The organism is Halococcus thailandensis JCM 13552 (assembly GCF_000336715.1).
In the GTDB taxonomy this organism is placed as follows: Archaea; Halobacteriota; Halobacteria; order Halobacteriales; family Halococcaceae; genus Halococcus; species Halococcus thailandensis.
This window is the reverse complement of the sequence record NZ_AOMF01000025.1, coordinates 1-24,258: the sequence shown is the minus strand read 5'-3', so window position 1 is coordinate 24,258 and position 24,258 is coordinate 1. Positions and strand designations below refer to the sequence as shown.

The window sequence follows — 24,258 nt, the reverse complement described above, 5'->3', positions numbered from 1 at the left end:
TTCAAGAAGTCGTCGACAGAAGCTACGTTTTGCAGGGCGTTGGCTTTGCTGGACACAATTCCAACGCCCTGCAACCTCGTATGTGACGCTTTCTATGACACGCTCCTATTTGGATAGTTCACAACATAGAGCGTGATCTATGGGTTCTAAATCAATGGTGTATGGTGGTTTGTTGAGCTGGATAATGGTATCCTGCTCAGGTAGTCGAACAATTTATCTCAGATCCCCTCATTTGGCAAAGCTATGCATGGAGAATGGGACCATGAGTGAAGAGGGGCCGACAGATCGTTGGGAGCCCATTCGAATAGCAGGACGCTGGGCAATTCATGGTCGAACTCACCTCACAGTGTTGGTTATCGTCATCATCGCTGAAGCAATCGGGACTATTGAATTCCCGATTGGACCTGGGACAGTAGTGTTATTGCCACTGCTGTTCGCGGTTGTGATTGGTGTTACTATTAGTTACAGTGTCCTTGGCAAGTATATCAAAACACTTCGCCAGTTCGTTGATAAAGACGTGAGTATCCTCAGTTCGCCTCTCCTCATCATTGCTCTGATGCCTCTCGGTGTGAAATACGGGACACAAGTCGGACCTTCCTTTGAGAGCTTAGTGAATTCGGGAGCAGCCTTCATATTACAAGAATTGGGGAATCTTGGGACGATTTTCCTTGCACTGCCTCTCGCACTGTTACTGGGTCTCAAGCGGGAAGCCATCGGTAGTGCGGTCAGCATTGCACGCGAACCAACACTTGGTGTCGTCACGGACAAGTATGGCATTGAGTCACCGGAGGGACGCGGTGTTCTTGGGACCTACTTGACGGGGACTGTTCTCGGGACGATATTTTTTGGTCTCCTTGGTGGCTTTGCGACGGCAACAGGGCTGGACCCGCACGCACTTGCGATGGCTTGCGGAACAGGGAGTGCAAGTATGATGACAGCCTGTTCTGCATCGTTAGCGACAGCAGTTGAGAGCGTTCCTGATGATCAAATTCTGTCTTTTGCAGCGACAAGTAATCTTTTGACGGGTATTACTGGTCTGTATGTGGTACTCTTCATCGGGCTTCCACTCATCAATTTCTTGTATGAGACGCTCGCGCCACTCATCCGCGGTGGATCAGGTGGAAATGAAACATCAGAGGAAGGGAGTAACTGATGAGTCTCACTACTGGTGAATTCAGTCGCAATTCGTTGGTTATGTTGTTGATCATCGGTGTCATCACGCTTATCGGAAATTGGGTCGGTTACGGCATCTCACCTGTCGAGGCGGCACCCGGTATCGTGCTCATCATCGTTATCGGGCTAGTGTCCCTCCTACTTGCTCGTGTTCTGCCCCTGGAACTCCCTTCCTTTGCGTACGCTATGGTCATTGCTTTTCTCCTTTCGCTCCCGTACTCGCCCGTACAGTCAGTTGTGTTGTCGTTGACTGAACCAGTGAATTTTCTTGCGACAACAACACCGATTCTCGCGTATGCCGGACTGTCGGTTGGCTCACAAGTCACACAGATGCGTGAGGTGAGCTGGAAACTCGTTGTCGTGGCTGTATTCGTCTTCTTCGGTACGTTCTTTGGCTCTGCTCTCGTAGCACAGGCTGTTATGTCGATACAGGGGACTATCTAATCATGACTGCTACCGATACCGAGGCTCTCAAAGAACGTGTCTGTACAGCCATCGATGACCGAGCCAACGATATTGTCTCACTTGCCGAATCCGTACAAGCTGAACCTGAACTGGGGTATAAAGAGGAAAAGACGACTGAGAAGCTAGCCGACTGCTTCGCGGAGATGGATCTCGACGTAGAGACCGGATTGGCTGTAACCGGAGCCCGTGCTCGCGCTGGCAGCGGTGAGTTCGTCGCTGCTGTCCTCGGCGAACTTGATGCACTGGTTAATAACGAACATCCCCTCGCCGATTCGGAAACAGGCGCGGTCCACGCGTGCGGCCACCATGCGCAACTTGCCCACCTCGCTGCCGTCGGCTACGCATTTACTGAAACAGGCGTCCTCAACAATCTCGACGGTGCTCTCGAATTGATTGCGGTCCCGGCAGAAGAGTATCTCGATCTCGAATACCGTCGTGGCCTCATTAACGACGGTGAAATCGAGTTTCTCGGCGGGAAGCAGGAGCTAATAAGGCGGGGATATTTTGCTGATGTGGACTGTGCAGCAATGGTCCACGCTGCTGATGAGACACCCGGCCACGAGATAACAACGGACTTCTCGACCAATGGCTTCGTCGGAAAATTCATCACCTATGAAGGAAAAGAATCTCACGCTGGTAGTGCGCCTGAAGAAGGTGTTAACGCACTCAATGCAGCGACACTCGGACTGAATGCCGTCCATACTCAGCGGGAGACATTTGCTGATGAGGATCACGTCCGAGTACATCCAATCATCACGAAAGGTGGTGATGGCGTCAATGTCGTTCCTGCAGACGTGCGTGCTGAATCCTACGTTCGGGCGAAGGATATCAGTGCTATCACCGACGCGAACACAACGGTCAATCGTGCGTTAGAGTCGGGTGCAATGGCTGTTGGCGCGAATGTGACGATTGAAGACTATCCTGGTTATATGCCGCTGCAGACCGACCGAACGCTTGTCAATCATTACAACGACAACGTTCAGCGTGTACTCGGCGATGACGCTCTCGTCGCCGAACGATCGCATCTCACTGGTTCAACGGATATGGGCGACGTGACACAGATCGTTCCTGGCATCCATCCCTGGATCGGTGGCTTCGAGGGCAATGTCCACGCTCGTGACTTCGAGGTCGCTGATACGGAAATGGCCTATCTCCTTCCGGCGAAGGTGACTGCCTGTACGCTCGTCGACGTGTTCACTGACCCTGAGGCACGTGAGGCAATCCGAGAGGCGAAAGATGAGAAGCTCTCTCGCGAGACATACCTCGAACAGACACGAGAGTTGCGTGAGACGATCAGCGGCGAGTATCTTGACTGACTAATCAAATCTATCCTGCCCCATTTCAAACATTTGTAGACATCTCAAAAATATTGATCAGGTGCTTATAAGAACATGACCGGCGTTCAGTCACAACTGTTATTCACGTCTCGAAGAGACCATCGGGCAGCGGGATGGGATAGCCAGAGATTCCGGCGGGTTCATATCCCGCAGATCGGTGGTTCAAATCCACCTCCCGCTATCTCGCTTTCTCACCGAACAGTTTCGAGCGCGATACCCATGCNATTCCGGCGGGTTCATATCCCGCAGATCGGTGGTTCAAATCCACCTCCCGCTATCTCGCTTTCTCACCGAACAGTTTCGAGCGCGATACCCATGCGCTCGTCAGTAGCGTCGCTTCGGGGTTGGAGCAATCCTCCTCACTCCGTTTCTGTACCATCTGTGTTCATATCGTTGACCGCAGGGTCGTGTTTCTCGAACCACTCTGTCAATGCTTCAAGACGGTGAACGGCTCGATCTGGGTCACCAATGTTGTGGTGTTCGGTAGGATAGACGATGAGCTTCGCCTCGACACCTTGTTTTCGTGCGCTCACATAGAGTTGTTCGGACTGGGTTGGTGGACACCGCCAATCCTCTCCGCCAGCCATCACCAACAGTGGTGTATCGATGTTTCCAGCGTCGGTGATGGCCGAAGATGCATCGAACTGGTCGGGGTTTTCCCATGGAAGCCCGAACTCGTTTTCCTGTTGGATGTGAGAGTCGCTGGTGCCGAACTCGGCACGCAGATCGTAGATGCCGTGCTCGGGGGCTGCTGCGGTCAGAACATCGGTCTGTGTCACGAGATACCCTTGTGCGATACCTCCATACGAAACGCCGCGACCGAACACTCGATCAGAATCAACCCACCCACGGTCGACTAGCGACTCGATGCCTGCGACAATATCCGTCACCTCCACAGTTCCCCACTGTCCATGAAGCTCTTCGGCGAACTCCCGGCCGTACGAACTGCCGCCGCGATAGTTCGGACAGAACACCAGGTATCCGCGGCTCGCCCAGACGGCGTACTCGAAGTTGAACTCCGGTGCATCGTAGGAAACTGGCCCACCGTGAATCGAGACGACTAGTGGATGCGGTTCGGGATCGTCTTGGTCGAACTCCGGTGGGAGGTACGCGATGCCGTCAAGTTCGTGTCCCTCGCTTTCGAAGCTCACCCGCTCACAGGCTGGCATCGAATGCTGAGCGAGCAAATCATCGTTGACGGCCGTCACGCGCGTCAGTGGATCAGTATCGTCGTGGTCAGCTGCGAGGTCATCCGTACACATCGTCTGTATGTCGATCCCGTGCTGTGGCTGCGTGAGGACGAGCGCGACCCTCTCGTTTCGGAGATCGAATCCCTGGACAGTGCGGTCTGCACCCAGTCGCTCGAAGACGTACTCGGTTGGTGTCTCATCAGTATGTACTCGCACTAGCCGAGTATCCGCCTCGTCCGCGATGTTCGCGAGAAGTGTCTCGTCGTCTAGCCACCGGACCGGTCCCCACGTGAGCGTCCGATCGAGATCACCCGTTAACGATTCATACCCATCGCCGTCCCAGAGATACACCTGAGCCGGAATGCACCAGTTTTCGGGGTCCATCGCGGCGAATGCGAGCTGCTCGCCATCCGGACTCCATTCGAGGTCCATCGCCTGAACATCGCCATCGGTGAGTCGATTGAGACCTGTCCCGTCAGGTCGAATCGTATAGACGTCCATCACCTTGGAGTCGTCGGGCCGGTCGGTGCGGTTCGAGGCGAAGGCGATTCGTTCGCCGTGCGGATTCCATGTCGGTTGAAGCCCTGTGGCCGCCTCAACCGCTCCGCTTCCGTAGGCATCATCGAGTCGGTGCTCTTCTCGGGTATCGAGATCGATCACGAACAGGTAGGTGGTGACGGTATCGAGCCAGCCGTGTCCGTCCCACTTGTGCTGGAGACGCTGGGTTTCGATGGGGGCGTCGTCCTCGCGGCGGGCGTCGAGATACTCGCGTTCGTCGTCGGTCGGATCGCGCGCGGAGACCACGACCCGTTCGCCGTCGGGTCCCCAGTCGAATTCTCGGACTCCTTCCTTGCGGTCGGTTACTTGTCGGGCATCCCCGCCTAGTTCGAGATCGAACAGCCATAGCTGGGAGCGCGGCTCATCATCTTCGGCCCCTTCGTCATCGTTGGAGTCGCCCTCGCTAGCTTCGGTGTCGGTATTCTCGTCATCCCCGCTCTCGCTGTCGTTGACTGTCAGTGCGACATCTTGCTCGCGCGAGGCCAGAAACCCGAGCCGTGAGCCATCGGGACTCCATTTCGGGGCTCCCGCATCGGAGGCGCGAGTCAGGCGATGTGGCGAGCGACTGCCGTCGGCCGGAACCACGAAGAGAGAAGGGTGGCGCTCTTCCTCGCCTCGGCTAGCCTCACTGGCGACGAACGCGACGTGCTCGCCGTCGGGTGAGAGTGCGACCTCTGTGATTCTCGTGACGTCGTACAGCGCGTCGAGAGGAATCGAGTCGGTCATGCTGGCTGGTCAGTACACTTGTATATCACTCTGTTTGTTTCTCGTCGAAGCGACTTTCAGAGAGCAGGAGTAGGAGAGCCAGTAATTCTGGCAGGTTCATATCCCGCAGATCGGTGGTCCAAATCCACCTCCCGCTATCTCGCAGTTCTCATTGAGAGTCGATTCAGGGACGAGTGTACTCGGGATTAGAGAGCTAAGCACGAGTAACACTGCAGTACTACTTCGGCCGTTGGGTGCAGCTACCGTTTCCTGGTCCATGCTTTCCCTCCTTGTGATGTGGCCACCACGAACCTGGCAAACAGACTGCTTTGGAGATCCCGAAGCGATATCCCGATCTATATCGTGTCACCGGTCATGGTAGGTTGATGTTTTTCCTCCAAAAACGAGCTATTGCAACGCTTTCGAGCCAATCCCATACTATTCATCCATTGGTAGCAGCCGAGATAGTATTAGCAATCCCGTAATGACATTTAAAATTCTGGTAGTGAAATAGCTACAATCAAGCAAAAGTTATACATATTTAATACAGAGATTTAAGCAGTTAATGCGCTGGTTTGTCACCTGTTTCGTTGAACAGGACCCCGCACTCGCTACAGCGCCTTTGGTAACCGGTTGTCCAACTCGGTCGCACGTTCTCAGTGGTCTTACAGATTGGACAGGTTGGCATGGATTGATTCTATCTCGATTCCGTTTATAGAACAGATATTGCACGAAATAGCTATATTGCACATAATATATGTAGATGAAATAGGTGGGACGTGAACTTCAGTGTATTTAGCTGCGGTAAATACGAGGTCCTGTCTGATGAGTTACGAGTGGGTTATTTGGTGACGAGGTGATTCAGTTTTGTTTGGTTCTGTCGCCGTCTTCGTCGATTGCTCCATCGTCATCGTCGTCTTGGTTGTTGCCGTCGTTATCGTCGTCATCGTCCTTGTCTTCATCGTCTTCATCAACGTGACCGTCGCCATCGTTGTCGGTGTCGTCGCCATCATCGTCATCACCTGGGCCCTGATAGATGTCATCCGCATCGTCGGTTTCCGTCCCGTCGCCGTCACCATCGCTCCCGTCCGGAGTGTAGACGTAGAGACAGTCGTTGGGATAGGAGCGACTAAACTGATCTGCATCCTCACAGCAGAGCACGCGGTCGTCGTCCATGACGAATACGTTGTCGATATTCAAGAGCGCATCATCGGCGACGGCAGCCGGGTCAGTAGCGTCCGCGCCGACGATGGCGGGTTCAAGCGTTGAGATATTGTAGTCCGTCTCGATCTCGGCACGATAGACAAGCCCGCCGTCGACGCGGTCGAGTTGGAGATTACCCTTCGTATCGGTCATCCCGTCGTTGAGCTCGGAGATGCCGAGATAGATATAGTCACCGGGACCTGCGCCATCCTTACTGTCGATTCCTTCGCTTTTTCTAAATTCAACGGTTGCACCGATCTCCTTCGCGGCGGCACGGGTCTCAAGGAACGGAACCCGCCGGAGAGCTTCATCTACTCCCTCATGCCCACGTTGTTCGTACTGGTTTGCCCATGTGATGATGTCCTCGTCAGCGATGTAATCCTTGTTGCCGTTCTTGACGACCTCCCTGTCGGCCTCCGCGAGCGCTGTTTCGAGGTCCTCTTTCCAGTTGGTCTCGGCGTGGTCGAGATAATTGATCTGATCGATGCCGTCGTAGTCGGCGATCCATGACTCGACTTCCGCGTTGCTCGCGTGACCGAGATTGAGCCAGTCGAGTTCGAGATCGACGTTCGCGGGTGGCTGCCGTTTGGCCGCCGCCTCGTTGGTTACTCGTGCTGCGTACAGGGAACCCGCGACATCCATCGGGTCATCGTAGCTCGGAATTGGCTCGTCAGCGACGAATTTGTAGAAGCCCTTGCTGTCGCCGTCCGAACTGAGATACATCGTCTTCTCGTCGCTCTGAACGTCTGGACACTCCCAGGCGGCCCGCCCACCAACGTAGTATTTCATCGGCCGTGGAGAATCCGCGGTTGGCTCGCGGAAATCAACGATGTAGCCGTACCGGTAAGGGTTCGGATACGGACTCTCGATCGGTGTCAGGGCGGTTTCGGAGTCGATGTCTCGGGAGAGTCCATCGTCCTGATCTGCCGCATCAGCACCGAGGTAGTACGCCTGTAGCTCGATGCCAGCGAGTCCGAACGCTCCTTGGGGGTACGCACCCTTGTTGTATTTCTCGGCCCATGCTGTGTCGCCGATCCCCGTTGGATTCGGTCGATTGTAGAACTGTGCTGCGCCTCGTCGTCCGACGCCGCTTCCGGCCTCCGTGATCTCGCTGGTGGTTGCCGTCAGCGACAGACGAGGATGGGAGTACTCCTCTTCGGCCGAGAGATATGTCCCCCATGGGCTGAGGTCGCCGTAGCAGTTGATTCGCGTTCCGCCGATCTCCCGAAGTGCGTCGGTGTTGGCGAGATTCGTCGCGTTTTCGAGATCACCGCTCCACGAACCGTCGTCACGCTGACTGACAGGGATCCGGCTGATGTTGCCGGGGCTTTGCTCGAAATTGGTGAAAAGATAGCCCTCGGTCTCATCGTCGTTTGTCGGTACAAATCGGTTACAATCCGGGTTGTAGCCGAAATTGCCGTAGCGAGGACCGGGATACTCGTCGAGGCCCACTCCGTCTGGTGTGACTGGCACACCCAAATCCTCGCCGTTGCCGATGTTGTCTCCTTCCTGGGCTAGCAAGACGTATTCGCCGCTACCGACTCTGACCCGTCCCTGCTGTTCGTCCGTCGTTGGAACGCTTAGCTCGTCGAATTCCGTTGTACTATTGATGTCATATCCTTCGACGTAGCCGATGCCGCCGCTGTTGAACGGTTCCGGGTTCTTTCGGCTCGGATGCTGGAGGCTGAAAAACAGCGTACCGGCCTTGGTGACTTCCGGTCCCGTCACTTCGGCTCCAAGTGCGGTCGTTGCGAACCGCTCAATCTTGCCCTCCACGTTCGGTGCCAGCGGCGTGTTCTTATCATCTTTCTGTGCGCTCGCCACGGTAGAGACGCTAGCTCCGAGCGCGGCTGCCGCCGACGTTGCCATCAGCTTCCGCCGTGTGAATTCGACCATTCAGATGGCCACGCACACGGCTGGAGCAAATCCATTTCCTCTGTAAAGGTGGTAGAGATTTCTCCTCAAACGAAATCAACATACTCTGTACAAATCGATATGATGTCTATATAGCATATAGATAGTGTATCCCGGACGATTTCGGAAGCTTGGCCGTTCCAAGTGCGATCTCCCATTTGTTCCCAGAGAAGAGAACGCTGACAGGACAGCTGATTATTTTGTATATTGATGCTCAGAACACAAGGACACGACCACGCCGGTTGAACGGAAACAGGACTCTTTGGCTACCGTCTACTCCATGGTACGCTCTCGTGCGCCAGCCCGAATTTCCTCAGCTCGCTCGCGGACCCACGAGGCGTATCGCTCAACCGTACTGGGTTTCACTCCGTAAAACGACGCCACCCAGTGTTCGTCCGTTCCAGGCTGGGTAAGGAAATACGCTGCAAGCGTGTCTCGCCCGGCTTGGATGATTTCTGGTGGAACGCCGCGCTCACCTGTGTCTGCCTCTTCGAATCCATTGACGTCGAAATATACATCGGCGTACAACTCGGCTTGCCCACGATCATCGAATATTGTACCTTCATGATGGGGAGCCTCAAAGCGGTACTGCCGGCCGTCACCATCTGTGGGTGTGTATTCAATGATTCGGACCCCGAGAACGTATTCCCGAAGGACTGATTCGCTGCCCTCAGTAGCCGTTAGATTATCTGGGTGAGACATTAGCTGTCTTTCCACGTTCAATTTTGTGGCTCAACTCGTTCCGGCGGTATGCGTTCAACACGGATAGTGCGGATTATCCGGTACCTGACTTAAGCGATCGTAATTTTGCTATATAGGATAAGGAACAGATGGGTATCAGAACAATTCTTATTAGACATACTGAATAGTTGTCTTGTCCTCTGTAGAACCGATTTCCCGATGTCACTTGCACAGCAACCAGTCTTCATCCAGAACTATTGAAGAACGTACGAATATATAGACAAATGAGGCATTCGTATGTAGATATATCAAAATTAGTATCGAATAAATAGACAAGGGCGAATGGTTCTGGTGATGACGCGCAAAACGACACGACGCCGCGTTCTGATGGGAGTCGGTGCCAGTACCACAATCGGCGTCGCGGGCTGTCTCGGCGGGAGTACGGGTGCCGGCGGCGGGAACGGAAGCAGTGGTGGGCCGAACGGAAGCGGTGGAAACAGCAGTGGCGGCACCCAGCAGAGTGGCGGCGGGCCGCTGACGGCCGACGGTTCCTCGACGGTCTACCCGATCACGAGCAACGGCGCATCGGTCTGGAACTCGAACCCGCCGGCTGATGACGAGGAGTACTGGGGTCCGGGCCAGTACGGGTTCGACACGAACAAGCGGATGGCGGATTTCTTCGCCGGCATCTACGGCTTCGAGGCCAGCGGCGGGAGCCAGCCACCCTTTTCGGTCAACGTCGGCCTCAGCCACTCGGGTACCGGTATCGAGAAGCTGATGAACGAGCAGGTGGACATAGGTGATTCGAGCGCCCCGGTTAAGGAGGAACTTCCCGAGCGCAAGAGCTACGAGAACTTCACTGACCATGTAGTGGGTGTCGACGGCCAGCCGGTCGTCGTCAGCAAACCCATCTACGACGCCGGCGTGACGAAGCTCACCGGCAAACAGCTGAAGGCCATCTACAAGGGCGAGATCACCGACTGGCAGAACGTTGAGGGCTACTCGGGGTCAAGCAAGGAGATCCAGGTCATCTGCCGAGCCGAGGGCTCGGGGACGGACACGGCCTTCCGCGCGAACCTCTTCGGCAGTTCGGACGCCCCCATCAAATGCGATTCGCGCATCGGCCAGAACCAGCAGGTCCGCACGACCGTCCAGCAGAGCGACAACGCCATCGCGTACATGGCGCTGGCGTTCGTCGGCGGCCAGGCCCCCGCGGTCGCGCTCGAACTCGACGGGACGACCTACGAACTCGGCAAGAACCTCGGCTCGAAGGGCTACCCGCTCTCGCGTGATCTGCACTGCTACACTTGGAAGGGCACCTCGAAGAAGGAAGCCGCGTTCATCAACATGCTGCTCACCGAATACGGTCAAAAGCAGTTCGTCGAGGCAAACGACTACTTCACGCTCCCACCCGAGCGCCGGCAGAAGCAGCGCAGCAAGCTTCCCGAACCCGCCCAGCAGGTCAGCTACGGCGGCGGCAACGCGAGCAGTTCGAACGCGAGCAACTCGGACACGACCAGTAGCTAATCCTCTTCCACTGAATCGGTCCGTCAGCAACTGACGCGACCGTTTTCTATTATGTCATTCACAAACAGCAAAACGACGCGAATCGTGCGCTCGATCACTGGGACGGACCGCGTGGCGCTCGTCGCCGGGAGCGTGGCTGCGGTCTGCCTGCTCGGTGCGTTCGTCAGCTTCCTCGTCGGATCGAGCCTGACGGCGGTGTTCGTCGTCGGCTTTCTCCTCGTCGTCGGCTACGGCTGGTACGCCCGGCAGGCGCTCGCCGCGAAGGGGCTGGCCTTCCTGGCGACGGTCTCGACGCTGCTCACGATGGGGCTCATCATCGTGTTCGTACTGCGCGAGGCGCTGCCGGCGGTCCGGTATATGGGACCGATCGATCTCCTCTTGCTCACCGGCGAGCCGATGTGGCGCACCGGCGGTGAGCAGCTCTACTCGCTCGCACCCGCGATCGTCGGCACGCTCATCGAGACGCTGCTCGCGGTGATGATCGCCGGGCCATTGGGTGTCGCCGGCGCATTGTTCGTTAGCGAGGTCGCCCCCAGTTGGTTGCGCGCGATCCTCAAACCCGGCATCGAGATCCTCGCGGGCATCCCCTCGATCGTCTTCGGCTATCTCGGATTGGTCGTGCTCAATCCGTACTTCGCGTCGAGCAGTGCGTTCGGCCTGCCCGGTCTCGGGAGCCTGCTCGCCGTGGGGCTGGTCGTCGGCGTGATGGCGCTCCCGACCGTGGTCTCGGTCGCCGAGGACGCCATTTCGAGCGTGCCCGAATCGATGAAACAAGGCTCGCTCGCGCTCGGGGCGACCGAGTGGCAGACGATGACCGGCATCACGATGCCGGCGGCGTTTTCGGGCATCTCCGCCGCCGTCCTGCTCGGCGTCGGTCGTGCCGTCGGCGAGACGATGGCTGCAACGGTCATTCTCGGCAACGTGACCGACCTGCCGACCCCTATCTTCGACGCCTTCGACAACACGATCACGCTCACGAGCCTCATCGCCAGCCAGTACGGCAACGCGAGCGGTCTTCACGTGAACGCGCTGTTCGCCGCCGGTGCCGTGCTGTTCGTGACCGTGATGGTGATCTCGGTCGTCTCGCAGTACATCGAGCGCCGCATGCTGCGCACACTCGGGGGTGAACGGTGAGCGACGCTCACGAGCGCCGGCTGGTGAACGACGACGGATCGGCCTTCGAGCGCGTCAGCGCCGCCGTCGTCGGTCTCGGCGTCTTGGTCTTTCTGTTCGCCATCGCGTCGATGTTCGGCGTGATGAGTTTCGAAACCGAGATCGCGGGCGTCGGACTGGCGACCCTGTTCGGGATCGTTCTCTGCGCCACTGGCGGGACCGTCATTGTTCTCGGCGTCTGTTCGCGGCTCGGATGGGTCGATACGACGCCGAACGAGACGGTCGGTCTTCCGGTCAGCGCGTCGTTTGGCGTTCTCGGCGCGATCGCGGGCGGTCTCGTTGGCTCACAGCTGCTTGGCGGCGGAGCCATGGTCTGGCTGCCGGTGGCGACGCTCGGCGCGGTCTCACTGGTCGCCGTCAGCGTGCTGCCGCGCGAGGACGTCGGCTCAACCGTACCAGCCGGCGGCATCGCCATCGTAGCAGGGGTTGTCCTCCTCGGCGGAGTCGTCGGCCCGGAATGGGAATGGAACCCTGCAAACCTGGAANATCGTAGCAGGGGTTGTCCTCCTCGGCGGAGTCGTCGGCCCGGAATGGGAATGGAACCCTGCAAACCTGGAAGCGACGTTCCACGCCCCGCTCGTCGTGGGCGCGATGATCGGTCTGGCGGGCCTACTGGTCACGTGGGCGGCCGCGACCGCCAGCGCCGGCTTCGGCAGTCGGGGCCGACAGAGCGGTGCGTACCTGCTGATGGGCTTGAACGCGCTGGCGATGGTCACGATCATGGCCGCGTTGGTCGCGTTCGTCACCCTCAAGGGCGCTTCGAAGGCCTTCGCGGGCATCGAGATCGGTCTCGGCGTCGGTCCGGAGATCGTCGGGCTGGCGCTGCCGATCGACTGGCCGTTCGTCATGAACGTCTCGCAAGGCATCTACGTCGACATCCCCGGTGTACTACCGGCGATCATGGGAACGGTCTGGATCGTCGTTGGGACGGTCCTCTTCGCGGTGCCGCTCGGCGTCGGTGCGGCCGTCTTCCTCACCGAATACGCCGAGCAGGGGCGGTTCACCCGCATCGTCGAGGTCACGACGAACGGTCTCTGGAGCACGCCGAGCATCGTCTTCGGATTGTTCGGAGCTGCGTTCTTGGTGCCGCGCTTTGGCAACACCAACTCGCTGTTGTCGGGGATCCTCGTGCTCGGGTTCATGCTGTTGCCACTGGTGCTCATCACGAGCCGGGAGGCGCTCCAGAGCGTTCCCGACGAGTACCGCGACGCGAGCGCCGCCCTCGGCGTGAGTCGCTGGCAGACGATCAGAAGCGTCGTTCTCCCGGCGGCGTTGCCCGGCGTCATCACGGGCGTCATCCTCGGCGTGGGCCGGATCGCGGGCGAGACCGCGCCGCTGTTGCTCGTGATGGCTGGCTCGCCGTTCCCGAGCGATACGCCGGGCGTATTCTCGTCGTTCGAGTTCAGTACGACACCGCCGTTCGTGACCAACGATGCACTGCTGACCGCGGCGAGCGCGCTGCCCTACCAGCTCTACGCGACTATTACCGCGGGCGTCGGCGCACAGGATGCCGAGGCGTTCGGGTGGGGGACGGCGTTCGTCCTCCTGTTGGTCGTGCTGTCGTTCTACGCGGTCGGCATCGCGCTGCGGGCGTACTTCCGCAGCAAACTCCACCATGAGTGAATAAAATAACAATCAGGATACTCAAATGGCCACAAATATCCAAACTACAACGAAATCCACAGTAGAGAACCAAACAACGAGTAGACAGACATCTGCCGGTGAGAGCGACGAGCGCATCGAACCGGAGTGGACGAACTACGACTTCGACAACGGGACGAAGTTCGCCGTCGACGACCTCGATGTCTTCTACGGCGACGAGCAAGCACTCGAAGGGATCAACCTCGACATCCCCGAAGAGAGCGTCACGGCACTCATCGGCCCGTCGGGCTGTGGGAAATCGACATTCCTCAGATGCCTGAACCGGATGAACGATCGCATCAAGGCCGCGCGCGTCGAGGGGAGCGTCGCGCTCGACGGCCAGGAGATCTACGGCGACAGCGTCGATCTCGTCGAGCTCAGAAAGCGCGTCGGGATGGTGTTCCAGCAGCCGAACCCGTTCCCCAAATCCATCCGGAAGAACGTCTCCTACGGCCCGCGCAAACACGGCGACGTCGAGACTGGCCTGCTCGCACGGTTGTTCGGCGACGACGCCGGCGACGAGGACGCGCTCGTCGAGCGCGCGCTCCGGCAGGCCGCCCTCTGGGAGGAGGTCGACGACCGACTCGATGACAACGCGCTCGGACTCTCGGGCGGCCAACAACAGCGCCTCTGCATCGCGCGCTGTCTCGCGGTCGATCCCGAAGTGATCCTGATGGACGAGCCCGCGAGCGCGCTCGACCCGATTGCGACCGCGAAGATCGAGGACCTCATCGAGGACCTCGCCGAGAACTACACCGTGGTCGTCGTCACCCACAACATGCAGCAGGCCGCGCGCATCTCCGATCAGACCGCCGTCTTCCTCACTGGTGGCGAGCTCGTCGAGTACGGCGACACCAACGAGATCTTCGAGAATCCCGAGAGCCAGCGCGTCGAGGACTACATCACCGGCAAGTTTGGGTAGTAATAGATGATATGCTATTACCCAATCCTTTCGGCAGATCGACTTGCCGCGATCGCGCCACCGTCACGAGAATATCATCAGCAATACGGAATCCAATGAACGCTTCAAACGATCTGACCCCATCCAGGGAAACGCGCAAAGTGCAGCTGACTGGCGGATCGACATACACTATCTCGCTCCCGAAACAGTGGGCTATCGAACACGGTATCGAGGCGGGACGACAACTACATATCTACGTGAACAGTGATGGATCCCTGACCATTCGTGCGAACAGCTCTCAGGAAACCGAAACGACAGCCGCACGCATTGCAGTCGATGGCTACGCCGAGGACGACCTTCGTCGGGCAGTGCAAGCACTCTATGGCGTGGGACTGGACGAGTTTACGCTCACGACCGGGGATACGCTTTCGACCGCCCAACGTCGGGCTGCGACCCGTGCCGCAACGAAGCTGATCGGTCCAGAGGCGCTCGAAGAGACAGAAACAAGCATCGTCTTCAAAAACATGATCAGCACCAGTGACGAATCGGTTCGCCAGTCGGTGTTGCAGCTTGAATACGTGACGGAGTGGATGCATCGCAACGCTGTCTTAGCATTGGTGAACGCCGATACCAACCGAGCCGAGCGCGTCGTCGAGCGCGACGAGGAGGCAGATCGTCTGTTCGGGTTGGTGAACCGCTGTTTTCAGAAATCACTCACCAGCTTACAAGAAATCGAGCAGCTGAGCCTTGACCGGTCCACGGTATTTAGCTATTATACAACCGCCCGTCAACTAGAACGGGTTGCTGACCACGCAGAGAAGATAGCTACGACTGCATTGCGGGTTGAGGACCCTTCTTCGGTCGATGGGGTCGACGAACTCGTCTCACTTGCCAACCAGTCTCGAGAAATCGTGATCGATGCGGCGAGTGTTCTCCTCGATGGTGGATCAATCGAACAGGCCTACACAGCGTTTCATGCACGCGATGAGTTGCTCGAAGCAGTCGAGCCTCTCGATCGCCGGTTCCACAACGATTCATCGTCTGATACGTACCTCTTGGCGCTCGTACTTGATAGCGTGCGCCGTACAGCGGAATACGGGGGGAACATCGCCGAGGCAATGATTCAGGCATCTGTCCGATCCGATAATTCGTCGTGATTGCGCGATTGCGGTTCAGAGCGCACTGAACTGTCGTGGCTCACTGACGCTTTCACTCGCGTATTGGTTCATTACGTCGGTAGCAGTATAGACTACCAGTCGGCTCTCAGCATCGTACGCGAGCAGACCACTGGCAGAGAGGACGGGAATGTCGAGATGATGAAGTTGAATCGCCATCCGTTCGGTGGCGTCAGCCTCGACAGTGTCAACTGAGAGGTCGTTTCGTATGGCTACAGTGTGAGCCGCAAGCGTCCGCAGTTCGACAGGGTATACAAATCGCCCGAGACACTGGAGTGCATCACGTCGCCGGCCGTTCGATACTGCTATTCGTTCCAGATGGGTGGCTGTCCACTCATCATTCACTCCGAACGGCTGCTGAGCGGCGATTGTGGGCGCTAAGTCCCTCATGTCCATTTGTACTGTTCAGGGAAGGGGGCATGAGCCGTTCGTACGGAACATCTATAGAGAATGATAGCTATACGTTTGCCGCTATAGCTATCACTCAACGTATGGAATTTCCCTAGCATAAACATATCTCTCCCGCAGCTCAGCTACTGATGGTCCTCTGATGCACCCATACACCGTTTGTGATGCACTACTTGAACACAGTCCAAGTAGCAGGTTTATATCATCCATGTGAGCGACACTTGCTGCGTTTGCTCGTACATCCATGAAACGGTGCTGTGTGAGAATTTATTCGACAATCACCACACTCAACCGGCTAGCGAGTGGGTTGTCATTAAAGACATACTGACTTTCTCGTAGATCCACACTTCATCTAAGAGGGAGGTAATAGATAACTGGTCTCTGGATGTTTGGCAGAGCATTTGGTCTTTTCAACCATACGGATAAAGTGTGTCTCTATATACTCTATACTAAGCTTATCATTATATAATCTATTCAGGGTAGAAACATTCTCCAAGATATTGCATTGGGGAATGTAGCAACCGATGTCAGAGACAGACCGTTCCACTACGAAGCGACGTAGCTTCCTCCGCACGCTCGGTGGGGTAGCTACACTCGGCAGTGCCAGTATCGCTCTCAGCAACCGCGCGGAAGCGGCCAATCAAGCTCAAGGCCGCTTCCAAGGCGACCCGTTCACACTGGGGGTTGCCTCGGGAGACCCGCTCCCGGATTCAGTCGTCCTTTGGACTCGGCTCGCACCCGAACCGCTCGAATCCAGTGGTGGGATGCCTGATCAGCCAGTTCCAGTACTGTACGAGGTTGCCACTGATGAGGAAATAAGCAACGTCGTCAGGCGGGATGTGACGTTTGCAAGTCCTGATTGGGCACACTCTGTCCACGTCGATGTAGAAGGACTCGACGCAAACACCGAGTACTACTATCAATTTCAAGCCGGCAACGAGTACAGTCCTGTTGGGCAGACGAAAACGGCACCTGCACCCGGAACCAGCCCCGATAGCTTCAGTTTCGCGTTCGCGTCATGTCAGTCGTGGCCCACCGGCTACTATACCGCCTACGAGCACATGGTTGAGGATGATCTGGATTTGGTGATTCATCTCGGTGACTACCTCTACGAATATCCTATCCCACCCAGCGCTGGTGAGCGGAGCACCGAGATCCCTCGCCGATTCAATACTGAGATGAACACGCTCGAACAGTATCGGCTTCGCCACGCCCTCTATAAGACCGATTCCAACCTCCAAGCTNTCCCTCGCCGATTCAATACTGAGATGAACACGCTCGAACAGTATCGGCTTCGCCACGCCCTCTATAAGACCGATTCCAACCTCCAAGCTGCCCACGCCGCATTCCCGTGGATCGTCACATGGGACGATCACGAGGTTGAGAACAACTACGCCGACGAGGTTTCAGAGAACAACGTCCCACCCGAGAACTTCTTGGAGCGACGCGCAAACGCCTACAAGGCGTATTTCGAGCATATGCCNCAACTACGCCGACGAGGTTTCAGAGAACAACGTCCCACCCGAGAACTTCTTGGAGCGACGCGCAAACGCCTACAAGGCGTATTTCGAGCATATGCCGTTGCGTCCTTCGCGGATGCCAACGGGTCCGGATCTGCCGCTATATCGGCGATTCACATTTGGCGACCTCGCAGAATTCAACGTACTCGATACTCGCCAGTACCGCTCTGATCAAGTATATTCCGCTGAGGAAGCCGAAAATTCCGACCGGACGCTGCTCGGCGACAAACAGAAGGATTGGCTAATCGATGGCCTCGCTAGTTCCTCGTCGCAATGGAACGTGCTCGCTCAACAGGTCCCGTTCTCGGCGACGGATGAAAATCCCAACCCGGACGTAGAGAATTTCGGCGCGGGCGATAAGTGGGATAGCTACCGGGCCGACCGTGATACGGTCCGTGATTTCATGGCCCAGCAGTCGGATCTGAACCCCGTCGTGATCACTGGCGATGTCCACCGCAACTATGTCTACAACATCAAAGCCGATTTCTCGAATCCCGATTCGGCATCGGTCGGTACCGAGTACGTTGGAACCTCAATTACCTCTTCCGGTGATGGTTCCGGGATAACCGACTACGGTGGCACCGCAAATGAACCATGGCGGCGGTTTTACAACGACAATCGGGGGTACGTACGCTGTACGCTCACCCCTGAACGGTGGCAGACTGATTATCGCGTGGTTTCGGCGGTCGCCTATCCGGATGCATCAGTGAGTACCATCGCGTCGTTTGCGACCGAAGCCGGCAATCCTGGTGCAACACTGGTCTCCGAACACCCCGACGAGGAATCCATCGAGATCATCGACATTCAAGCGAATGCGCCGGGCAATGATGGTGAAAATCCCAACGGGGAGTTCGCTACACTACAAAACACCGGCGATAGCGCAATCGGCATGTCTGGGTTCATCCTCAGCTTCGAGGGAGGAAGCGGACAGAACTACACGTTCGGCGAGTTCACACTCGGAGCGGGTAAGACGGTCACTATTCGGAACGGAAGCGGCGAGGACACAGATTCGACCATCTATACCGGACTCTCTTCGGTCCTGAACAACGGCAGTCCCGACTTAGTGGTCATAGCCAACGACGAGAGAGTCATCCTCGACCAGGAGTCATATTAGGTGATCTAGATTCACACTTGCTGATCAGCTTCTTCGAAGGCATTGGTCATCTGATCGGCGAGTTCGCCAGCTTCGATATGCGAGTAGTGCTCGCGGACGACTTCTTCGGAGTTGTCGAGCGCACGGGCAGCGGCTGCATGCCCAGATGTACGCACGAGGACTTCACCAGCACCACGTCGGGCACCATGTGGCATCAGATATTCCTCGCTGTCATCGAGTTCGATACCTGCTTCCTCGCAGAGACGCTTGAGGACGTGACGGCCGGCGTCAGTCGTTATCGACGGTGGTTCGATGTCGTACTCAACGCAGAGTTCGATCAGCGAGCGGTCGGTGCGCATTTCCTCGATCTCTGTGTCGGTGTATCCGCGTCGATCCAATGTGTCCATCACCTGCTGAGAGAGCGTTGGGCGATGAAACGAGGGAAACACCGGCCAGCTCTCGCTCGGTGCATCTAGTACCTTCCGATACATCTGCAGCGGATGAATCACTGGCTTGGGAAGGCCTCGATCGTCGAGACGCTGCTTTTTCGCGAAGACCGTCGCATAGCGATCTTCGAGGTGGACGTCTTCCCACCGGAGTCCCTGGCGTCGCTCGTCGCTCCGATCTCGAAGGATCTCCGCGCCTCGAACGCCAGAGTACGACAGCAGGTAGACGAGCGCGCGGTCGCGGCAGGCTTTGATTGCGGCTTCTCGCTCCTCACCGATGTCATCGATCGCGGCACTGGCCTGTTCGTCGACAAAAGAAGTGAGCTGCTGGCGATCCTCGGCCGACCAGGCTTGCTGGTCACCGCTCTTGTGGCCACCATCATCGGGAATCGGCTCGGTCGCATTACGCCGCTGGGCGACGTTCTCGGCGAGATGCCCCTCGCGAACGGCCCACCCGCAGAATGCCGAGACGTACGCGTAGTAGGTACGTACCGTGCCCGCAGTCCAGCCCTGACGAGTGAGGTGACGGGCGTATTCGCGAAGATGGCCCGAGTCCAACTCGTCGAACGACGTCGGGCTCTCCTCGTGGCCGGTGAGGAACTCAACGAACCGATCGAGCTCTCGACCTGCGTCCTGGCGGTAGTTGCCACTCTCGCCACCTTGGCCTTTGCCCTTGTCCGTCAGGAAATCCTCGATGACTGCATCAATCGACACCACGCTATGCACCTCCACTGCGTTCGCTTGCTCGATCACTATTCTCGGGGCGAGTAACCGTGGTTCTGGGCTGTGGCATTGTGTTCGCTGTGCCAGAGGGCGGGGTAGTGGATAAATCTACGTGTGCTTATTGGAATAAGCACGAGTAAACTATATTTCCGCCAATTCGGCCGAATATCGGATGTAAGAACGTTCTATGCTGGATATTCTGTCCTATACACTACATACGGCTATAGAAATAGTTCGTCTGCTGCTGCGAATTCCCCGAAATCTATGCACGAGAAGACCGCTGAATCAGGAACTACCGCTATTTTCAGGTTCGAATCGAGCACTCGCAACTGCCACTCAGCGTAGCGAGTGGCAGTTGTTCAATTTTTCTGGAGAAATCACGGTGAAGAGACAGTGATGCCTCTACTGAGGGGCAAACCCGGAGCGGGTTCTACAGGAGTGTGACCAACCTCCTCTGGAGGAAGCCACGAAACCGCGGGGCGATGACCCGCGGTTTCGTGCGGAATTCTACGACCCCAAGCGAGAGTTGCACCAGGAGGTCAACCAGCAGCCACATATCGTATAACAACATCGCGAATCCGAAGTGAAACAACCGCACGGCGTAGTCTTTCGACGTCGTCCACGGAGCGAATTCCTTGATCCCACCGTAGGCGGTTTCGATACCTCCTCGTCGAGAGTATCGGTTGATTCTGCGACGTGTCTGCCGCCGATCCAGACCAATCTCGTCGTTGACGGCGAGATTGGTCAGGAACGTCTGGATCCTGTCGCGATCTTCGTCGGGAGGAAGCCCAACCAACGTCGTCTCAACCCTGGTCAATCCTGGATTGCCTTTCACCGGACCGTACATCGGATACGTGTCTTTGACCGTGACTTGATCGTCCATACGCGCGATGAACCGCTTTACGCGGTCATCGCGCTTAGCCGGGATCACGTAGAACAGATCACGCTGTTCGAGTACGTCAATCACGTCTGCAGCATGGAACTCTCTGTCAGCGTAGACGCGGCGGACACTCAGCCTGATACGCTCCTCGACGGTTTCCACGAGCCGGCGGACCACGCCGCCGGCTCGATAGGATTTGTCCTCACCGGAGTACTCGTCCGGATCGTGGTCATCGGCGTCACCGATCGGGAGCATTGCTGCGGTAAACTGGATGTTATCACCGACAACGCTCGCGGTTGCGAACTTGTAGCACCAGTCGTAGGATTTGTCGTCGGGAGCTCCCTGAACGCGAACTACCTCGTCACGTTCACCGTAGTAAGCGATGTAGGTCATGTCGATTGCGATCATGACCGGCCGCTCGAACTCCACATGAGGCTTGGCCCGCGTCAGGACGCGGGCCGCGCCACGGTTGACCATATCCGTGATTTCATCGGGTTCGAGGTCTTTGATCGCCGTTAACAGTGTTTCTCCGGACGGACCGTCCTCGTAGAATGGATCATCGAGATCCGGATCAGGGTTGACGTAATCGCCGTAGGTCTCGGCACCGCCGTTGGCGGCGGTGCCTGTGACCCCAAGCAACGTCTCCAGCAGCAGTAACTCCTCATCGTCGTAGATCGCTCCATCAGGCCGATCAAAATCGACTGCTGGAAATACGACAGAGGTGAGTTCGTCGACCATTTCGCGGGTTTTCCCGCGAATGAGTCGATTGACGGTGCGCTTCGAGGAGCCTGTCGGCTCCTCTGAAGCGCTGTCTGTGTAGGGTGTCCCGATTGGACTTCCACGTCTGGCGGCAAGCAGCCGAATCTGCCGTCCGCTTTCCTCGATTCTCGTCTGAAACGCTTCGAATCGGTTGCGACGCGCACGCGAGAGTGTACTCTGATTCGGAACGTCGTCGGGATCGAATCCAAGGTCGGCAGCCACGTCGGGTTCCTCATCGAGCGTCCGATGCAGGGCGGCATCGGACGCGTCATCGAGTTCGGCCAATAGAAGCGCCCGAAACATCGGCTTGAACGGCTTCGAGTCATGCCAGTCCGGGAATGGATCGTTGTGAGCATACGAGGCGAGGTCGAGGTGGCTGACCACCTCGACCGCATCAGTCGTCTCATCGAGGATTTCTTCGGCCTGTTTCGTCAACAGCAACCGTCCGCCAGAAAGAGAATCGGTGCTTTTCAGTCGATCGTCAGGTCGTGGGTCGTGGCTGCGTTCCGCAGCCCCGACCCGTTTTGTATCGTTTGTGACCACTCGAGACTGTGCTCATCCCCGGCCGGTTAGCCGCCCGACTCATCTTCATCCTGATTCTCGTGCATAGATTCTGTCGTTCGTGACAGCAGTTCGTCGAACGCTCCGGACTCCTCATCAGTGGCCTCATCCGCGAAGACTGGCTGGTTCGTGGTATCTTCGAGCTCGTCGATGTCTACTGTCTCCTCGTCGAATTCAAGGGCATCAGCCACTACGTCCGGCAGTTCCGGTCGAAGAGCTCCCTCGTGTCGTTGGATCCGCTCAGGCTTGACCGTATTATCGTGAACAGCTCGGAGAACTGGCACCCCGCGCAGGTACTTGAATTCGTCTAGTACCTCAATTCCTCGTTCGGTGAGACCGTAGAATTTGCTCGGCTGATCCCGCTTGCCTTCGTTCTCCTCAGCAATGTACGCCGTGATGAGCTCCTGATTGCTCAGCACGTCGAGCTGGTCGAGTATCGCGGATTCGCTCTTCTGAATGTAGTAACCCAACTCAGTCAACGATAACAGGTGGGTTGGATGACCCAGAATTGCCTGGAGGATATGGTGTCGGGTCTCTTGAGACAGTAGCTCGTGAATCTCGCGCTGTGCCTCGAAAGGTGAGGTGGAGGTAGCAGGAGGCGTTTCGCTCATGCACACCACTTGGAACCACGGTGATATAATGGTTTGGCTACGCCAAGTGAGATACACCAAGTTGGCATATCTGAAGATTGCCAAGCCAATTCGGAACGACTAAGGGTGCATCGATCAGATTCCGACCGCAATGGCTCCGTCGCCTCCAGACGATGCAGCACGACTCAAGCACGCTCTCGATCGGGCACTACAGGAGCCGCTAAGCGTTGCAGACCGCAAGCAAGCCATCGACTTCCTCCGAACCGAGATGCCCGCCTTCGAAGTCTCTGGTCGGACAACGTACCTCGTGCTCGGCAGTTACCGCGACGGTTTCGAACGAAACCTTCGGGTCGTTCAGAGCGAACTCAACAAGCGGACCGATACGTTCGCCGCAGTTGTCGGCGATCTCCGCGATCCGGATTTCGACGGGCGATCGGCGTTCGCGATCAAACTCCATCTCACTGCGACATACGCTGACTGGGTGGTCGGCGTCTACGAGAAAGAATCCGGTGGCGAAAGTCCCGAACTCGGCGTCATCTATTCGCTCTACTTCAAGAAGACTCACGTCCTTCCACGCGATTACGCATGGATGACTGATGACAAGGTGAACAGTCCGGACGAGGTGCGTCGAGCTGCCCTCCAGATCTTCTTCAATGATGGTCTCGACGATGAGGAGAAAGCATCCGAGTTAGAGGGATTATACCGGCTGGTCAAGGACCATGACATCGACATCACGCGCGAAGAGATCGAAGAGACGATCCGACAGCGTGAGCAAGCGGACGAGACTCCAGCGTCGTACAGTTGGGTACATCACAGCTTCTTCCGTGATTTCGAGCGGACTGACAGATGTCACCCATGGTTTACCGACGGAGAGCTGCGAGACCAAGCGAATTCCATTCCAGGTCCACGCCCGCCCCAGTGGGAAGCCGACTGGGAGCCAGATGATGTTCTCTGATATACTATTGAACCGACTACCGACGACCATGAGATAGACCGAGCATTCATGAACGACACGCTGAACCCAAACAGGACGACACACGATCACATCCAGAAAGTTCCTCAATCGAGGATATCTCGAATTGAAACCGTTAACGAGCGTGTGAACGCTACTTTCGATGACAGCCTGCAACCAGACGACAGTCAAGCACAATCCAGTTTCCCTAGCATCTTCCCCGAGATAGCGTGCGGCCGCTACAGCCGGTATCCGTCAATTGTTTCTCCAGCCGAGCGGGTGGCGATCCATCCCACAGCGATTCCAAACACTGCCGTCAGCACCAATCCACCGAGAGTTACTAGAGTCGCGGAAATACCGAGCGTGCCGGCCACCACGTCGGCGATATATGGAACCCCACCGAGTAGGCCCGGGAGTGCCACGATGAGCAACGAAAATGAATACACGATGAACGCTGAAAGACTCGGCACGATAGCTTTCCGACTCCGAGAAATACTCGTTTGCTCGAACTTCGGGAACATCGTTCCGACACCGACGCCAATCGTACATGCCCCACCGCAGAGTACAATCCCGAGTGCTCCAAACGCTACCGCACTAAGCACGTTCACTGGGCTCAGTACCCCGAGCACTGTTGCAAAAGCTCCAGTCACAGGTGCACCCACTGCCATACCTGAAAGTACCAG

Annotated in this window: 17 protein-coding genes, 2 tRNA genes and 3 pseudogenes; 13 read left to right on the top strand and 9 right to left on the bottom strand. The window is 57.0% G+C overall.

The genetic code is table 11. The features are described 5' to 3' along the window. The first annotated feature begins 262 nt into the window (after positions 1-262). The 4 genes from C451_RS01150 to C451_RS01135 all read left to right on the top strand — a co-directional run bounded on the left by C451_RS01150 (position 263) and on the right by C451_RS01135 (position 3,156). Positions 263-1,153 carry a DUF3100 domain-containing protein gene (locus C451_RS01150; protein WP_049912633.1) on the top strand — a complete coding sequence of 297 codons (891 nt, stop codon included), beginning with the start codon at positions 263-265 and terminating at the stop codon, positions 1,151-1,153. Further along, positions 1,153-1,617 carry a hypothetical protein gene (locus C451_RS01145; protein WP_007736743.1) on the top strand — a complete coding sequence of 155 codons (465 nt, stop codon included), beginning with the start codon at positions 1,153-1,155 and terminating at the stop codon, positions 1,615-1,617. The genes C451_RS01150 and C451_RS01145 overlap by 1 nt, the downstream gene beginning before the upstream one ends. 2 nt (positions 1,618-1,619) lie before the next feature. Further along, the gene (locus tag C451_RS01140; RefSeq protein WP_007736742.1) at positions 1,620-2,954 is read left to right on the top strand and encodes an amidohydrolase; all 1,335 of its coding nucleotides are present in this window, start codon (positions 1,620-1,622) and stop codon (positions 2,952-2,954) included. 128 nt (positions 2,955-3,082) lie between these two features. Further along, positions 3,083-3,156: transfer RNA gene (locus C451_RS01135), tRNA-Met, on the top strand. Between the two features lie 178 nt (positions 3,157-3,334). Here C451_RS01135 and C451_RS01125 read toward each other — a convergent pair. Next, on the bottom strand, positions 3,335-5,449 hold the full coding sequence (locus C451_RS01125; protein WP_007736741.1) for a S9 family peptidase: 2,115 nt from the start codon (positions 5,447-5,449) through the stop codon (positions 3,335-3,337). Between the two features lie 62 nt (positions 5,450-5,511). Between C451_RS01125 and C451_RS21510 the strand changes: the two genes are divergently transcribed. Continuing rightward, a tRNA-Met gene (locus C451_RS21510) sits at positions 5,512-5,586 on the top strand. Between the two features lie 703 nt (positions 5,587-6,289). On the opposite strand, the gene C451_RS01120 is transcribed toward C451_RS21510, so the two are convergent. Beyond that, positions 6,290-8,500: an alkaline phosphatase PhoX gene (locus tag C451_RS01120; RefSeq protein ID WP_007736740.1), complete on the bottom strand. Its 2,211-nt coding sequence runs from the start codon at positions 8,498-8,500 to the stop codon at positions 6,290-6,292. A 318-nt stretch (positions 8,501-8,818) separates the two neighbouring features. Further along, entirely contained in the window at positions 8,819-9,247 is a 429-nt protein-coding gene (locus tag C451_RS23420; RefSeq protein ID WP_080503151.1) for a hypothetical protein, read from the bottom strand. A 366-nt stretch (positions 9,248-9,613) separates the two neighbouring features. On the opposite strand from C451_RS23420, the gene C451_RS01110 reads away from it, so the two are divergent. The 5 genes and pseudogenes from C451_RS01110 to C451_RS01090 all read left to right on the top strand — a co-directional run bounded on the left by C451_RS01110 (position 9,614) and on the right by C451_RS01090 (position 15,625). Further along, entirely contained in the window at positions 9,614-10,753 is a 1,140-nt protein-coding gene (locus C451_RS01110) for a PstS family phosphate ABC transporter substrate-binding protein (protein ID WP_193788293.1), read from the top strand. A 51-nt stretch (positions 10,754-10,804) separates the two neighbouring features. Beyond that, positions 10,805-11,887: a phosphate ABC transporter permease subunit PstC gene (gene pstC / locus C451_RS01105; protein WP_007736737.1), complete on the top strand. Its 1,083-nt coding sequence runs from the start codon at positions 10,805-10,807 to the stop codon at positions 11,885-11,887. Continuing rightward, positions 11,884-13,549: pseudogene (gene pstA, locus C451_RS24470) on the top strand (phosphate ABC transporter permease PstA). Before pstC ends, pstA begins: the two are co-directional and overlap by 4 nt. Before the next feature lie 25 nt (positions 13,550-13,574). Beyond that, positions 13,575-14,489 carry a phosphate ABC transporter ATP-binding protein PstB gene (gene pstB / locus C451_RS01095; protein WP_007736733.1) on the top strand — a complete coding sequence of 305 codons (915 nt, stop codon included), beginning with the start codon at positions 13,575-13,577 and terminating at the stop codon, positions 14,487-14,489. Between the two features lie 95 nt (positions 14,490-14,584). Beyond that, positions 14,585-15,625: a phosphate uptake regulator PhoU gene (locus C451_RS01090; RefSeq protein WP_007736731.1), complete on the top strand. Its 1,041-nt coding sequence runs from the start codon at positions 14,585-14,587 to the stop codon at positions 15,623-15,625. Between the two features lie 15 nt (positions 15,626-15,640). On the opposite strand, the gene C451_RS24465 is transcribed toward C451_RS01090, so the two are convergent. Then, positions 15,641-16,033 (bottom strand): DUF7344 domain-containing protein, encoded by a 393-nt coding sequence (locus C451_RS24465; RefSeq protein WP_449271491.1) that lies wholly within the window; start codon positions 16,031-16,033, stop codon positions 15,641-15,643. Between the two features lie 542 nt (positions 16,034-16,575). Here C451_RS24465 and C451_RS23405 point away from each other — a divergent pair. Next, positions 16,576-17,742, top strand: a complete 1,167-nt coding sequence (locus C451_RS23405) for an alkaline phosphatase D family protein (RefSeq protein ID WP_080503414.1) — start codon at positions 16,576-16,578, stop codon at positions 17,740-17,742. Further along, a complete protein-coding gene (locus C451_RS23400; RefSeq protein WP_007736725.1) occupies positions 17,648-18,685 on the top strand; it encodes an alkaline phosphatase D family protein in 1,038 nt (345 codons plus the stop codon). The genes C451_RS23405 and C451_RS23400 overlap by 95 nt, the downstream gene beginning before the upstream one ends. Positions 18,686-18,696: 11 nt before the next feature. Here the strand turns inward: C451_RS23400 and C451_RS01070 are convergent, their stop codons facing one another. From C451_RS01070 to C451_RS01060, 4 genes and pseudogenes are all read right to left on the bottom strand, one after another. After that, the gene (locus C451_RS01070) at positions 18,697-19,827 is read right to left on the bottom strand and encodes a tyrosine-type recombinase/integrase (protein WP_049912629.1); all 1,131 of its coding nucleotides are present in this window, start codon (positions 19,825-19,827) and stop codon (positions 18,697-18,699) included. Positions 19,828-20,263: 436 nt separating this feature from the next. Then, positions 20,264-21,451 (bottom strand): transposase, encoded by a 1,188-nt coding sequence (locus C451_RS01065; protein WP_241431135.1) that lies wholly within the window; start codon positions 21,449-21,451, stop codon positions 20,264-20,266. 165 nt (positions 21,452-21,616) lie between these two features. Next, positions 21,617-21,856 (bottom strand): annotated as a pseudogene (locus C451_RS23950) (transposase); the annotation flags it as partial. 185 nt (positions 21,857-22,041) lie between these two features. Beyond that, the gene (locus tag C451_RS01060) at positions 22,042-22,644 is read right to left on the bottom strand and encodes a hypothetical protein (protein WP_007736720.1); all 603 of its coding nucleotides are present in this window, start codon (positions 22,642-22,644) and stop codon (positions 22,042-22,044) included. Positions 22,645-22,774: 130 nt separating this feature from the next. On the opposite strand from C451_RS01060, the gene C451_RS01055 reads away from it, so the two are divergent. Continuing rightward, complete coding sequence (locus C451_RS01055; RefSeq protein WP_007736718.1) at positions 22,775-23,578, top strand: hypothetical protein; 804 nt, start codon at positions 22,775-22,777, stop codon at positions 23,576-23,578. Positions 23,579-23,814: 236 nt separating this feature from the next. On the opposite strand, the pseudogene C451_RS23200 reads toward C451_RS01055, so the two are convergent. Then, positions 23,815-24,258: pseudogene (locus C451_RS23200) on the bottom strand (hypothetical protein); the annotation flags it as partial.